The following is a 13,252-nucleotide window of genomic DNA, read 5'->3' as shown; positions in this document are numbered from 1 at the left end:
GTTCGGCCGGCATCCGGGGTCCAAGGTTCGGATGTGTCGGTGAGAAGGGTTGCGTCCCTTGTCGTCCGACGCGGTCGTCGGTTCGAGGAGCCGGGTCGGCAAGGTCACTCGGTCTCCGGGAGTCGCTCGGCTCCTCGGACCGAGACGCCCGGTTCGGTTCTTCGCTCCCACCGGGGAGGTGTCAAACCGGCGCGGATCGGGAAGACGAGAGTGGTAGAGCCCGAACGCCGAGGACGGAGAGCGCGATGGCAAAGGACCACACCTACGACGCGAACGAGGATCCGGACGCCGACCCCGAGATGATTCAACCGAACCGGCTGCGCCCCCAGCCCAATCAGGCCGAGGGTGCCGACGATCCGGACGAAACTGGGCAGCCGGCGACGGAGGACACCGACGACTGACGGGTGGCGGGGCCCGGCCACGTTCGGGCCCGGCCACTCCTCGAGGTCGATCGCCGAGCTCGTCGATCACCTACGCGCCTCGGGCCGGGTGGTCACCGGCGGGGAAGCCGGTGTCGACGCCGTGTTCACGGGCGTGTATCAGGATTCGCGGTGTGTGCGGCCCGGTTCCCTGTACGCGGCGTTGCCCGGCCGCCGACATCACGGCGCGGCGTTCGCGTCCGACGCCGCGGCGCTCGGTGCGGTCGCGATGCTGAGCGACCGGCCGTCGGACGTGCTGCCGACCGTCGTCGTGGACGACCCCCGCGCGGCCCTCGGCCCGGTGGCGGCGTGGGCGTACGGCAATCCGTCGGCCGCCCTCGACCTGTACGGCGTCACGGGAACGAACGGCAAGACCAGCACCGTCTACATGGTGGAAGCCGGGCTGGGCGCCGCCGGTGTCCGCTCCGGAATCGTCACCGGCATCACCGTGCGCGGGCCGGGGAACGTGCGGGCGGCCACCCGGACCACCCCGGAGGCCTGCGAGCTGCAGCAGACCTTCGTCGAGTTCACGCGGGCGGGGGTGGAGGCGGTCGCGATGGAGGTGTCGAGCCACGGGCTGGCCGAACGCCGCGTCGACGGATCCCGATTCGGTGTCGCCGTCTTCACCAACCTCGCCCGCGACCACCTGGACTTCCACTCGGACATGGAGGCCTACTACTCCGCCAAGGCGCGCCTGTTCACCCCCGAGTTCGCCGACTCCGCGGCCATCTGCATCGACGACGCCTACGGGCGCCGGTTGGTCACCGAGACCGCCGTCCCGCACCTGACCTTCTCCGCGCACGACCCCGCCGCCGACGTGTACGCGAGTTCGGTTCGCCTCGATCGGTGGGGCAGCTCGTTCACCGTCCATCACGGGACGCGGCGGGTCCCGGTCCGGCTGCAACTGCTCGGGGGCCACCAGGTCGACAACGCCGTAGCCGCCTTGGCCGCGTTGACGGCCCGCGGAATCGACCTCGCGACGGCTGCCGCCGGGATCGAGTCGTTGCGGGCCGTGCCCGGCCGCCTCGAGCGGGTCGACGCCGGACAGCCGTTCCTCGCGGTGGTCGACTACGTCCACAATCCGGCGGGCCAACGCCGGCTCTTCCCCTACCTGCGGACCGTCGCCACGGGAAGGATCATCGTCGTGCTGGGCGCCACCGGGGAGCGGGACCCTGGCAAACGGGCGCCACTCGGTTTCACCGCCGCCACGTTCGCCGACACCGTCATCGTCACGGACGAGAGCGCCTTCTCCGACGACGCCGCGGCGTTGCGCAACGAGGTGGCCGCGGGCGCCCGGCAGGCCGCGCACGCAGACGTCGTGGTGATCCCGAACCGGGGCGACGCGATCGCCGCCGCCGTCGCCGTCGCGCGTGCGGACGACGTCATCCTGGTCGCCGGCCGCGGGCACGACCCGCTGCTCGTCGACAACGGGGTCGCGGTCGCGTTCGACGACCGCGCGGCCCTACGCCGGGCCCTGCTCGCGCACACCTTCCAGCGGCGACGGTAGGTTTTCGCCCCGACGGGGTATATGCGGTGTCGTGACCGGAACCAACGCCCCGCCGACGTCCACCCAGGACTCGTCGCCCCGTCTGAGCCGCTCCGTCGGTGGCGTACTGCTGTACGTGTTCATCATCGGCGACGTCCTGGGCGCGGGGATCTACGCCCTCATCGGTGTGATGGCCGGGGAGGTCGGGGGCGCGGTGTGGGTACCCCTGCTCGTGGCGCTGGCGATGGCCCTCACCACCGCCGCGTCGTATGCCGAACTCGTGACGAAGTACCCCGAGGCGGGCGGTGCGGCGGTCTTCGCGCGCCGGGCGTTCGGCTCGGACACCGTGTCGTTCCTGGTCGGCTTCGCGATGCTCGCCGCCGGCGTGACGAGCGCCGCGGGGCTCGCGCATGCGTTCGCGGGCGAGTACCTCGGCACGTTCGTCGAGCTGCCGGTGCTGGTGGCGGCGCTGTCGTTCCTCGTCGTCGTCGCCCTGGTGAACGCCCGCGGAATCCGCGAATCTCTGCGCGCGAACCTGCTCATGACGGTGATCGAGGTCGGTGGTCTCCTGCTCGTCATCGTGCTGGCCGCCATCGTGCTCGCCCGCGGGGACGGTGAACCGGCGCGACTGCTCGAGTTCGACGCCGATCGGTCCCCGGCGCTGGCCGTGCTCGCGGCCGCACTGTTGGCGTACTACTCGTTCGTCGGTTTCGAGACGTCGGCCAACCTCGCCGAGGAGGTTCGGGACGTGCGCCGGGTGTATCCGCGGGCGCTGTTCGGTGCGCTGCTCACGGCCGGGGCGGTGTACGTGCTGGTGGGCATCGCGGTGTCGATCGTGCTGCCGCCGGACGAGGTCGCCCGGTCGAGTGGCCCGCTTCTCGAGGTGGTCTCCGCGACCGACCTGGGGGTGCCGGACCGGCTGTTCGGAGCGATCGCGCTGGTGGCCGTCGCGAACGGCGCGCTCCTGACGATGATCATGGCCAGCCGCCTGCTCTACGGCATGGCCACGCACGATCTGGTGCCGTCCGTGTTCGCCCGGGTCCTGCCGAATCGCCGCACGCCGTGGGTGGCGATCATCGCGACCACGGCGGTCGCGATGGTGTTGTGCACGACCAGCACGCTCGACGCGCTCGCCGAGACGGTGGTCCTTCTGCTGCTGTTCGTGTTCGTGAGCACCAACATCGCGGTCCTGGTACTGCGCCGGGACAAGGTCGACACGCCCCACTTCCGGACCCCCACGGTGATCCCGATCCTCGCGCTCATCACGTGCGCGGTGCTCCTGACGCAGCAGAGCGCGGCGACGTGGCTGCGGGCCGGGGTGTTCCTCGTGCTCGGAATGGTCCTCTACGCGCTGGCACGGCTGCGGTCACGGCGCAGCCAGGACGGGCCGGCCCGCACCGGAGGTCGGACATAGAAGTGGATCGGCTGCGTTCGGTCGCCTCTCGGCGGTAGGCGCAACGCAGCTCCAGCCGAACGGAACTCTGCGAGGGCAAGGGTGTGAGCCCGGGGGACACGGAACGCAACCGATCCAGCCACCTCAACGCCGATACCGACGAACCTGTTCCGACGTTGCCGTGGCCTGCCTCACGACCGAGACAGGCGGTCGGACAGCAGGCGTTTGCCTTCCTCGCCGCCCTTCCGGCTCGCGGCCTGCGCGCGGCGGAAGAAGTCGGCGAGTTCGGTGTCACCCTCGCGTTCGGCGTCCTGAATGTACGTCTCCAACCTGAGCGCGTTGCTCAACGAGGCCTCGACGAACCACACGAGGTTGTAGTCCTTGTCCGGTGTGCCGGTGACCGAACCGGTCTCCTCATTCGTCATCGTGGTGTCCTTCCCTGGATCGAGCCGAGCGAGCCGTCTCGCTCGCGTGCGGTCGCCGGGTACCCACAAGTGAGCGGTTCGAACTCCGCGGCGACGGCCCGCACGCCGATAACGGGCCGGGGCGCACCACCGGCCTGCTACGGGTGCAGATGCCAGGTTCGCTGCCGTCGCGCGTCTGCAGTGGAAGGGGTGTCCGAGGGGGGACGAAACCGGACACCGGCGATGGACGACAATGCCCCGCCGACGCCGAGACCGAGGATCAGCACCATCAGCATGAGGAAGAGATTGGCGGACATATCGGCCCTCACCTTCACCCTGTAGCCGTCGCCCCCTTCAGCCGTCACCAGGCTCGACGCGTCCTACGAGGGTAGAGGCGTCGCGAGCCCCGGTCGATGGCGTGCGCATGTTGCTACCGATTCGTGACGATGCCCTCGACTTCCGCGTCCGGGCCCGTCGTCACCGAGCGACGAAGTACCGCCGACGGGCGGGCGTGACATCGTGGCAGTGGGCCGGCTCGTGTCGGGGCGGCCGAAGGCAGGGAGGGAGGCACGGCTGTGGCAATCGGTCAGGTGGCAGCCTGGGACGTGGAGGAAGGCTGGGGGGTGATCTCGTCGTCAGAGACGCCGGGCGGGTGCTTCGGCCATTACAGCCACATCGAAGGCACCGGTTTTCGCTCGCTGGAGGCAGGGGAGACCGTCGAGTTCGACTGGGAAAAGCCAGGCTACAAGCAGGATGGATACGACTTCCGAGCCACTCGCATCAGGCGGCTGCGACGGACGGATCAGCACACCTAGCATCGCGTGGCGATACGTGTTCCTGGGGGACAGGGGGCCTGCATGGCGTTCGGAGTGCTCGCGACGGTGCTCGCCGGTGCCTTTCACCTGGTGGGGGCCGTTCTGTGCGCGCGCGTCAACACCGGCCGCGTCATGCCGATGGTGCGGGGCGTGCGTCCGGCACGACCGGCGCGACGAGTTCGCCGCTTCGACACTGCGGGCTGGACAGCGAGCGTCGTGGGTGCGCTCGCCATCGGTGACGCGTTGTGGGATTCGCGACCCGGGGCGAGCATCGCCGTCACTGTCGCCATTCTCGTTCTGGTGAACGGGCTTCCCGGACTGATCGTCGCAACGCTGCACAACCGGCGCCAGCCGTCCTGAGTCGAGTGCTGCACGGGTGGTGCCGCCGCGCCGCGTATCGACGTCCGCCGGACATCGGGACGGATCGGGGAGAATGAGTCGGTGGCGCTCACAGACCGGCGAGATGCGCGGTCCCGTACGAAGTCGTTGACTGCGGCGTTCTGGGTCCTGACACTCCTGTTCGCGTATGCGTTTGTCGGTCTTCTGTTCTGGTGGTCGGCACCGGGGTATCTCGCGGCGGCGAGCGTGCTGACCTACCTGTGGTGGAAACGGCGGCGTCGCAGCCGGTTTGCCATCGCGTTCGGTGCGGTCTGCGCCTTGTGGGCGGGGATGGCGTGGGCGCTGAGCGGGTGGGCGCTCGTGGTCCCGACCTCGATCCCGGTGGACAGCATCGGTGCGAGGTGGGTGGATTGCGGATCGGTCGTCAGGCCGGTGCCGGCCGACGAACTGACGGTCATGTCCGACGAGCCCGATGAGGAGGTGACGCAATCACATCCGGTGCCGCCGAGTTGGATGGAAGAGAAGTGCGCGGAGACGCTCTTTTACCGTGGTAGCAGGGCGGCAGGTGTGGCGTTGATCGGCGTGTTCGCTGCTGCCAGGGTCGTCGGGCACGTCGTCTCACGGGCAGGCCCTCGCGCGGCTGCAGCCGGGACGATCGCATAGGGGTGCCCCGCTGCCGGGCACGCGCCGCCCGTTCCGATCGTGCTCTCGCGTCAGCCGCCGTTGTGTAATTCGACCTGTTCGAGCCAGATTCGCTGCGTGAAACCGCCTCTGGCGGCGCGTTTCCGGTCCGCCTCGTACTTCAGCTCCGCTTCCGTTATCTCGAGTTCGGTCATCAACGCCGTGGCCACTTCGAACAGGTCGGCCAACTCATGGATCCGGTTCGCCGGCGACGCCTCCTGTACTTCCCTGGCTTCCTCCACGAGCTTGGCGGTGAGGGCCGCCAGATACTCTGTGTCGTTGACGATCTGCCGCCAGTCCGGCCGGTCGCCGTTGCCGAGTATTACGTCGGGAATTTTGTCTCGGACCAGCTTCCGATGGACTTCGACGGTCTCGCTGCTTCGCATCCGTCGATTCAATCACCGTCCGGCAGGTCCTTCCGCTCAGGTGAGCGCTGACCCCGCGTGCGGACGGCGTGGTCAGAGGCGTAGTTCGGACAGGACCAGGCTCCGGTCGATTCGACGTGCGAGAGTGGTTCGGTGAATCCCGCGCACCAGCAACATGGTTGGACTGTTCGCTTCGACTCGGGCTTGTCCGGCGCTGCCGCGGTGGGCCTGGACGCAGGTTTCGCGGTGGTCGTCGACGTGTTGTCGTTCACGACCTCACTGTCGGTTGCTGTCGATCGCGGCATCGAGGTGCTGCCGTTCCGGTGGCGGGACGAGTCGGCGGCCGCCTACGCGGGGCAGCATGATGCGGTCCTGGCAGTCGGACGCCGTGAGGCTGTTGCGGATTCGGTGAGTCTGTCTCCGGGCAGCATTCGGCGGGCGGTCGGACTGGACCGTCTGGTATTGCCGTCGCCGAACGGTTCGGCGATCGCGCACTCGTTGGCGGAATCGGCTCGGGTGTGTGTCGGTGCTTCGCTGCGCAATGCGCGGGCGGTTGCCGAGTGGATCGCGGCAAATGACGACGGGAATGCGTCTGTGGCGATCATCGCCGCGGGCGAACGGTGGCCGGATGGGACTCTGCGGCCGGCCGTCGAGGACGTGTGGGGTGCGGGCGCGGTGCTCGCCGAGCTCGGACGATTGCGGCCGGGCTGGGCGATGTCGCCGGAGTCGGAGATGGCGGTGGCGGCCTGGCGTGCGGTCCGCAAGCGGGTGGGTGTCGCGCTGGAGCAGTGCGCGTCCGGACGGGAACTGACTGCCGCCGGATACGGACCGGATGTTCGGGTCGCGGCAGAGGTCGACGAGAGTTGTTCCGTGCCGGTGCTCGTCGGCGGCGTATTCGTCGATCGCGGCCAGCGGCACGCGTCCTCGTAGGCGCCCGACCGACGTGCAGGCTGAAAGTGCCGTCGCGAAGATCCCATCTCGCACTTCGATTGCGGCGCAAATGTGGCAAGAGCGTGCCGATCGGCCCCTGACCGATTGCGCGTGACGGATCAGACGTCAGAGCAGATCCTCCGCGATCTTTTCGACCCGGAGGACGCCGTCGAACAGATCCTCGCCGATACCGGCGCGCAGCTTGGCTTCGACGCCCGCCGCGAGGTGGTCGGCCTCTTCGATCGTCTCGGTGCCGAGAGCGGTCAGCCGCACCTCGATCAGCTTCTGGTGCATCGGCGACGGTCTGCGGCTGATGAGTCCCTTGCCCTCGAGGGTCGCCAACATGGTGGCGGCGGCCTGGGGGCTACCCATTCCGTTTCGTGCCAGTTGAGCTGCGGAGGTCGGTTCGAGGTATTTCACCGACAACAGGGTGGCGTACTGCGGGACGGTGAGGCCGAGGGGTTGCAGCGCTGCCGCCTTCGCGTCGATGAGCAGTCGCGAAATACGCCGAATGTGCGTCCCGATCCGGTCGTCGAGTACCTCAGACAGCGTTCTGCTGCCAGCGTCTTCGGTCACTGAAGGCTGCTCCTCTGCAACTGAGTGTCTGCGTGGCAGCAGGTTGCCAGCATGGGTCAGTCTGACATCCCGACGGTGCCCCTCGATCCCAGAGACGCCGCCCATCCATGCAAATCTGCATTGTTATGTAACAACATGTTGTTACAGTGCCGGTGTCCGTACGGCCAGAGCGCGTCCGCAGGTCGGCCGCGTGGAGGGGTGGGGGAGACGAGATGTTGGCATCCTATTCGTCAGCACGAGCAGTCACTTACGAGGAGAGCAAGCGCGAGGTCGTCACCGAGCAAGGCGTCTTGCGATATCACGAGGCGGGGGAGGGGCCGCCCCTGGTGTTGTTGCACGGCTCCGGGATCGGAGTCAGCGGATGGCGAAACTATCGCGGAAATCTCGGCGTGTTCGCGCAGCATTTCCACTGTTACGTGCTGGAGTTTCCCGGATTCGGCATCAGTGACCCGGTGGAGGGATCCCCGGTCGGCGCTGCCGTCGGGTCGGTGACGCGGTTCATGGACGCGATCGGGCTCGAATCTGCTGCGGTGATCGGCAATTCGATGGGCGGTGTGGTGGGCGCGCAAGTCGCGATGCGGCATCCAGACCGCGTCGCGAAGCTCATCACCATCGGCGGTGTCGGCCCGAACATCTTCAGCCAGAGCCCGAGCGAAGGTACCCGTCTGCTGCGGGAATTCGCCGACGCACCCAGCCGCGAGAAGCTGGTGCGATGGCTCGAGTGCATGGTCTACGACCCCGCCGTCGTCACGGAGGAAAGAATCGAGGAGCGTTGGGAGACCGCGCAAGACCCGTCCTCCCACAGGACGCTCGCCGCTATGTACGGGTCCGAAGCAGCGGCCGCTCAGCAGCGGACGCTCGAGACCTCCGATGCCCCGCCGTACTGGTCGATGATGGGCAAGGTTCGGTGCCCGACCCTGTTCACGTGGGGACTCGACGACCGACAGTGCCCGCCGGAAATGCCGCTGGTCCCGCTTCGCCTGGCGCCCGACGCCGAGCTCCACATCTTTCCGAACTGCGGTCACTGGGTGATGGTCGAGGCCAAGGACGCGTTCGAGCGCGTTGCGCTCGAGTTCCTCCTTCGCTGAAAGTTCCGCCCCTCGAACGCGATCTGTGGTGGCCGAGGTTGCTTTCACGGCACCTGCAGGACCACCACGCCGGGACTGACGGGGCGGTGGTCAGGGGTCCGGGCATCGGCGGTGGCGGTCACGACGCCGCCGCCCGTGACCACTGTCGACGGGATGTACGCGCAGAAGTCCTGCGGCGCCGGACGGCTGTAGTCGATCGGGACACGTCGAATCTGCGTGGTGCCGGTGGCGCCGGTCGTCAGATTGCGCCAGTCCACGGTCATACCGATGCAGTCGTAAGAGTCGATGGGATAGGTGGTGGGACGGGCGAGGTCGAAGGTGACTTCACCGGGCGCGTCCACCCTGGCTGTGGGGGTCAGGGGCACCAGCGGCGGAAGGTAGCACCTGAAACCGACCCCGCACCCCGAGAGGAAGGTGGCCGGGATCTGGAACGGTGTCGCCGGAGCCCCGGGGTCGACGGGCGGGCTCGCCGGCGCGCCCGTTGCCGTGACGAGCGGCGTCAGGGTGGTTGCCGCCGCAACCGCCCCGGTGACGACTAGGCGATGAAGTGTTGTACGACGCACGGTGTGCCTCCCACGTGAGTCCCCGACGGAGCGGTGGAGCCAGCGTAAGCCGCGAGCGCGCGTATCTCCGGCGATTTCCGAGACGGGCTGCATCTGAGGATGCCGAAATCGGTTGAACGGGCGGACGCTCTGTCGAAGTAGGCCGATCGCGGGGACCTCGGCGAAAACGCCGTCGTCGACGGCTGCGTGGCCGGCCGCCGAATCGCCTGGCTTCAGTCGGTGTGGAGGACGGCGGTGGTGTCGATGGTCGCGGGGTTTCCACGGGAGTCGGTAGGGCGCAGGTCGGGGAGCGGGAGGCCCGCTTCGTCGACGAGAACGGAGTGAGCCTCGCCGGGAGCGAACGTGTGCCGTTCACCCCACTGACGCATCGCCACGACGACCGGAAAGAGGTCTCGTCCGGCGTCGGTGAGTACGTACATCTGTCGGCGTCCCGATTTTGCCGTCTCCCGTTGCAGGAGGCCATGATCGACCAGTCGTCGGAGTCGGTCGGTGAGGATGTTGCGCGCCACCCCGGTGCGGTGTTGGAAGTCGGTGAACGACCGCGCACCGTCCATCGCGTCGCGAATGATCAGCAGGCACCATCGGTCGCCGACGAGGTCGAGCGTGCGGGCGACCGGGCATGCGGGGTCGGTCCACGTCATGTCGTCACGCTTACGGCGCAGGTCATCACGACTCCCGAATGAGTTGCAGTTTGAAACCATTCTGCCCTATCCTCCGATCAGTTGCATTTTGCTACTGATCGGAGATGGCTCGGTGGGGCTTCCATTCACCCGAAGGGTGCTGCTCGCGACGGTTTGTGGAGTTGCCGTAGCGACGATCTACGTGGCCCAGCCCGTACTCGCCGAGATCGGTAGCGACCTGGCGGTGCCGGAGGCCGACCTCGGCTGGGTCGTGGCGGCCGGGCAGGTCGGCTACCTGATAGGTCTTGCCCTTCTGGTCCCTCTGGGGGACATGCTCGACCGACGCAAACTCATCAGCGGCCACCTACTCCTCGCCGCAGTCGGCATGCTGGTTGCGGCTACCGCACCCAGCCCGGTGCTCCTCCTGGTCGGGCTGGCCGTCTCCGGTCTGTTCGCCGTCGTCGTCCAGACCACCGTCGCGTTCGCTGCCGACCTGTCGAGTCCATCGGAGCGGGGCCGCACGCTCGGCGTCGTCACGTCCGGAGTGGTCATCGGCATTCTGGGGGCACGCGTGCTGGCGGGAGCGCTTGCTGCCGTGTGGGGTTGGCGCAGCATCTACCTCGTGCTCGCGGTACTGCTCGTGGCGCTGTCCGTCGGCGTTCTCGAGATACTGCCAGCCGACCGCCGTGGGGGTGACACGTCCTACGGCGAAGTGGTGGCCTCCTTCGTGCATCTGTTCCGGGTGCCACTGTTCATCACGCGAGGGCTGATCGGGTTCTTCCTGTTCGCTTCCTTCGGCACGCTCTGGAGCGGGCTCGCGTTACCGCTCGCGGCCGAACCGTGGCGACTGAGCCCGGCTCAGATCGGGCTGTTCGGCATCGCAGGACTCGCTGGTGCGCTGGGTGCCGCGCGGGCCGGCCGATGGGCCGACGCCGGCAAGGCCAATCTCGTCACCGGCGGCGCACTCGCGCTGCTGGCGGCCTCCTGGTCGGCGTCCGGACAGGCGACCTGGTCACTGTGGCTCGTCGCCGTCGGGGTCATCCTTCTGGACTTCGCGGTTCAAGTCGTGCACGTCAGTAACCAATCCCTGCTGACCGCCGCGTTTCCGCACCGAACCAGCAGCGTCGTCGGCGGTTACATGATCTTCTACTCGTTGGGTTCGGCGGTGGGCGCAACGGCCACCACCACGATGTTCGCGACCGCGGGATGGGCCGGATCTGCGGTTCTCGGAACAGCCTTCGCGCTGTGCGGATTCCTCGTCTGGGCGCTCGGCCGTCGCGCAGTTCCTGCGCAGACCCCCGGAGACGCGCTCGCCGTCGACGAATCTCGTGACGTCTCCGGGGTAGGAAAGGACTCCTGAACGCCCGCGCGGACGCACCGCTGTCGCGTTGGTCGTTCGCCGTCGGCCGCTACGATGCGCTGCGGTGGTGCGTCGAAGGGTGGTCATGGTGGGGATCGGAGATCGCGTGCTGCCCGGGGCCTCCTCGGCGGTGCGGTTCGGGAGAGAGCGTGTCCGGGCCGTCCGCGAACGCGCCGGCACCCTGCGCAGCGTGTGGCGGCGTCGGCGCTTCTATGCCACTCACCCGTCGAGAGCCGCAGATCCGGACATCCGAGCGCGGGAGAACGCCTTCTTCCGGCTCGCCGTCGCGGTCATCTCCGACAACGAACGGATCGAGACCAGTATCGAGTACGCCGAGCGAGCCGACACCGCACAGGGACGCCGCGACGCGCGCGGTGATGCCGTCGCGGCGCGTCACGAGGCCAAGCGCGCGTTCCCTCTGCTTGCGGGTGCCCTCGAGTCCGAGATCGCTGGGACCTCCAGCGCGGAGGTCGTTGCCGCGGCGCGGGAACTTGTCGAGTGCATCGGACAATACCTGCGCGGCAACACCGTCTCCGCGTATCTGCATCCCGCAGATGCGCTCGCCGACCTACACAGTGAGCTGTACGACCAGTCCGCATCGGCACGTAGGCGTGAGGGGTCTGGTCCTCGGGTCCGGACCGACCGGGCTGGCGCTGTCAATGACGAATCGGCGGATTGACCGCACCGGCATCACGGAACTCCGCTGGAGCGAAGAGGTCTGGGCGATGGACGGGCTGACTTTGTCGCTGGTACGGTCACCGGCATGACTTGGCAGAAAGGCGCATGAGCGCCGGACTCGAGCGCAGATTCCTGCGCCCACGCTACGTTTTCTCCGCAGGCACCTTCATCTGGGTGGTCGACCGAACCCAGCCTGTCGCCGCATTGTTCGATCCGCACACCGAGCAGTTTGCGCGTGTGGTGGCCTGGACCGACATCCCGCCGCCGCCCCCGGGGTCCGGGCAGTCGGAGATTGTGGCCGATTCCGCCGGGTTGTGGGTCCAGAGCCACCGGGACGGGCCACTGGCGCGTATCGGGATCGACGGCATTGTTCGCGGTGAATACACCCAGGGCCACCGCCTGATCTGCGCTGGGGAGGCAGGCGCCTGGTGCATCAGCGTAGGTCGACGGCGGCGTGACATCGCAGCGTCTCCGGATGTTCCGCCGCGGCGCTTCTCCCCGCGACGGCCGGAAAATCTCGTGGCCTTGCCTGATGGTGGCACCCGCCGTGTCGTCGTGGAGGCCGCCGCGGTCGTCTCGGTGGAGTTCGACGAATCGTCGCTGTTCGTCGGGATCGAGCACGACCCGTGGACGCGGGTACCCGCGTCACCGGCGGCAGGAGGCGCACAGAGCGGCTTCGAGGTCAGGTACCGCTCCTCGGTGCTGCAAGTACCGCTGGACGGGCCGATCCCTTTGCGAATCGGACCGCAAACACACCCGTGCGAGCAGGACCGTGCGGTCGGGTACACCAGCGAGTACGCCGATTCTTCCTACAACGAGGCCCACCGCCGTAAACGCGCCGTCGATGAACTCTCGCGCTGGCATTGGGGCACTGACTCCGCCCGCCCCGGCACCACCATGGTGCGCGCCTACCGACCCGACACCGCAGTGCCGGCGACAGAGATCGAGCTGGCTGGGACGCGGGTGAGCGATGGAGCGGTCGCGGATGGTCGGCTGTGGATGGTGGCGAGAGCGGAACGTCTCACCGGGTCAGAGAGCTCGGTGCTCGTCGCGGACGTCGACGGCAGCGCCCATTCGGTGCCGGTCACGGGCATCGACATCACCGACTGGTGCCACTCCGCAGGTCCGGAGCCGCTGGATCACGACTCCTGCGTGGCCTACTGCGTGACTGGCCTGAATCGGATGCAATTTTCGGACTACGTCCACGAGGTATCCGCGGCCTACGTCGGGCAGTGCCCACACGGCAGTGTCCACATCCGCTTCCGGCACGTCGACTATCCCGGCGTCACCTTGGTGGCACCTCGCCGACTGTACGACGAGTTCGGGGGCCGCCTCGACGGCTTCTTGACGTACGTTCCGGCCCAACTGATGGAACAGGCAGGGACGCGCGCATACCCGCCGGTCTCGGAAGCTGTCGACGGCGTGTTGTACGTCTGAGTCGCACCACCGATCGCGTCGGTGGTCCGACGGGCGAACGCCCCGACCTGACCGTCGAGTGAGAGCACCGACGCGGGCGGCCGCGGGCCGGGCACGAC

At 68.2% G+C, this 13,252-nt stretch carries 17 protein-coding genes; 11 read left to right on the top strand and 6 right to left on the bottom strand.

Going from position 1 to position 13,252, the window contains the following annotated elements; genetic code table 11:
* Positions 1–245: 245 nt before the first annotated feature.
* From E7742_RS23190 to E7742_RS09205, 3 genes are read left to right on the top strand one after another with little or no spacing between them, the layout of a single operon-like run.
* Complete coding sequence (locus E7742_RS23190; protein ID WP_175420448.1) at positions 246–401, top strand: hypothetical protein; 156 nt, start codon at positions 246–248, stop codon at positions 399–401.
* A 49-nt stretch (positions 402–450) separates the two neighbouring features.
* On the top strand, positions 451–1,926 hold the full coding sequence (locus tag E7742_RS09210; protein ID WP_175420593.1) for a UDP-N-acetylmuramoyl-L-alanyl-D-glutamate--2,6-diaminopimelate ligase: 1,476 nt from the start codon (positions 451–453) through the stop codon (positions 1,924–1,926).
* A 31-nt stretch (positions 1,927–1,957) separates the two neighbouring features.
* A complete protein-coding gene (locus E7742_RS09205) occupies positions 1,958–3,319 on the top strand; it encodes an APC family permease (RefSeq protein ID WP_137798678.1) in 1,362 nt (453 codons plus the stop codon).
* Between the two features lie 170 nt (positions 3,320–3,489).
* On the opposite strand, the gene E7742_RS09200 is transcribed toward E7742_RS09205, so the two are convergent.
* Complete coding sequence (locus E7742_RS09200; RefSeq protein ID WP_137798677.1) at positions 3,490–3,723, bottom strand: hypothetical protein; 234 nt, start codon at positions 3,721–3,723, stop codon at positions 3,490–3,492.
* 137 nt (positions 3,724–3,860) lie between these two features.
* A complete protein-coding gene (locus E7742_RS23185) occupies positions 3,861–4,019 on the bottom strand; it encodes a hypothetical protein (RefSeq protein WP_175420447.1) in 159 nt (52 codons plus the stop codon).
* A 258-nt stretch (positions 4,020–4,277) separates the two neighbouring features.
* Between E7742_RS23185 and E7742_RS09195 the strand changes: the two genes are divergently transcribed.
* The 3 genes from E7742_RS09195 (at position 4,278) to E7742_RS09185 (ending at position 5,519) form a co-directional block, all read left to right on the top strand.
* Positions 4,278–4,517: a cold shock domain-containing protein gene (locus E7742_RS09195; RefSeq protein ID WP_137798676.1), complete on the top strand. Its 240-nt coding sequence runs from the start codon at positions 4,278–4,280 to the stop codon at positions 4,515–4,517.
* A gap of 42 nt (positions 4,518–4,559) precedes the next feature.
* Positions 4,560–4,877, top strand: coding sequence for a hypothetical protein (locus tag E7742_RS09190; protein WP_137798675.1), 318 nt, complete (start codon positions 4,560–4,562; stop codon positions 4,875–4,877).
* An 81-nt stretch (positions 4,878–4,958) separates the two neighbouring features.
* Positions 4,959–5,519: a hypothetical protein gene (locus tag E7742_RS09185; protein WP_137798674.1), complete on the top strand. Its 561-nt coding sequence runs from the start codon at positions 4,959–4,961 to the stop codon at positions 5,517–5,519.
* Positions 5,520–5,569: 50 nt separating this feature from the next.
* On the opposite strand, the gene E7742_RS09180 is transcribed toward E7742_RS09185, so the two are convergent.
* Positions 5,570–5,923, bottom strand: coding sequence for a nucleoside triphosphate pyrophosphohydrolase (locus E7742_RS09180; protein WP_137798673.1), 354 nt, complete (start codon positions 5,921–5,923; stop codon positions 5,570–5,572).
* Positions 5,924–6,055: 132 nt separating this feature from the next.
* Here E7742_RS09180 and E7742_RS09175 point away from each other — a divergent pair, with 132 nt between their 5' ends.
* Positions 6,056–6,832, top strand: a complete 777-nt coding sequence (locus tag E7742_RS09175) for a 2-phosphosulfolactate phosphatase (protein WP_137798672.1) — start codon at positions 6,056–6,058, stop codon at positions 6,830–6,832.
* Positions 6,833–6,958: 126 nt separating this feature from the next.
* Here E7742_RS09175 and E7742_RS09170 read toward each other — a convergent pair whose 3' ends face one another.
* On the bottom strand, positions 6,959–7,408 hold the full coding sequence (locus E7742_RS09170; protein WP_137798671.1) for a MarR family winged helix-turn-helix transcriptional regulator: 450 nt from the start codon (positions 7,406–7,408) through the stop codon (positions 6,959–6,961).
* Positions 7,409–7,620: 212 nt separating this feature from the next.
* Here E7742_RS09170 and E7742_RS09165 point away from each other — a divergent pair, with 212 nt between their 5' ends.
* Positions 7,621–8,496: an alpha/beta fold hydrolase gene (locus E7742_RS09165; RefSeq protein WP_137801116.1), complete on the top strand. Its 876-nt coding sequence runs from the start codon at positions 7,621–7,623 to the stop codon at positions 8,494–8,496.
* Positions 8,497–8,540: 44 nt separating this feature from the next.
* Here the strand turns inward: E7742_RS09165 and E7742_RS09160 are convergent, their stop codons facing one another.
* Together E7742_RS09160 and E7742_RS09155 are read right to left on the bottom strand one after the other, a co-directional pair.
* Positions 8,541–8,861, bottom strand: a complete 321-nt coding sequence (locus E7742_RS09160; RefSeq protein WP_137798670.1) for a hypothetical protein — start codon at positions 8,859–8,861, stop codon at positions 8,541–8,543.
* Positions 8,862–9,271: 410 nt separating this feature from the next.
* Positions 9,272–9,700: a winged helix-turn-helix transcriptional regulator gene (locus E7742_RS09155; protein WP_137798669.1), complete on the bottom strand. Its 429-nt coding sequence runs from the start codon at positions 9,698–9,700 to the stop codon at positions 9,272–9,274.
* 112 nt (positions 9,701–9,812) lie between these two features.
* Between E7742_RS09155 and E7742_RS09150 the strand changes: the two genes are divergently transcribed.
* The 3 genes from E7742_RS09150 to E7742_RS09140 all read left to right on the top strand — a co-directional run bounded on the left by E7742_RS09150 (position 9,813) and on the right by E7742_RS09140 (position 13,154).
* Entirely contained in the window at positions 9,813–11,039 is a 1,227-nt protein-coding gene (locus E7742_RS09150) for an MFS transporter (RefSeq protein WP_302661134.1), read from the top strand.
* 64 nt (positions 11,040–11,103) lie between these two features.
* A complete protein-coding gene (locus tag E7742_RS09145) occupies positions 11,104–11,718 on the top strand; it encodes a hypothetical protein (RefSeq protein WP_137798667.1) in 615 nt (204 codons plus the stop codon).
* Positions 11,719–11,822: 104 nt separating this feature from the next.
* On the top strand, positions 11,823–13,154 hold the full coding sequence (locus E7742_RS09140) for a hypothetical protein (RefSeq protein ID WP_137798666.1): 1,332 nt from the start codon (positions 11,823–11,825) through the stop codon (positions 13,152–13,154).
* The last annotated feature ends 98 nt before the right edge of the window (positions 13,155–13,252 follow it).

It is taken from the genome of Rhodococcus sp. SGAir0479 (genome assembly GCF_005484805.1).
Lineage (GTDB): Bacteria > Actinomycetota > Actinomycetes > Mycobacteriales > Mycobacteriaceae > Prescottella.
This window is presented reverse-complemented; position numbering and strand designations above follow the sequence as displayed.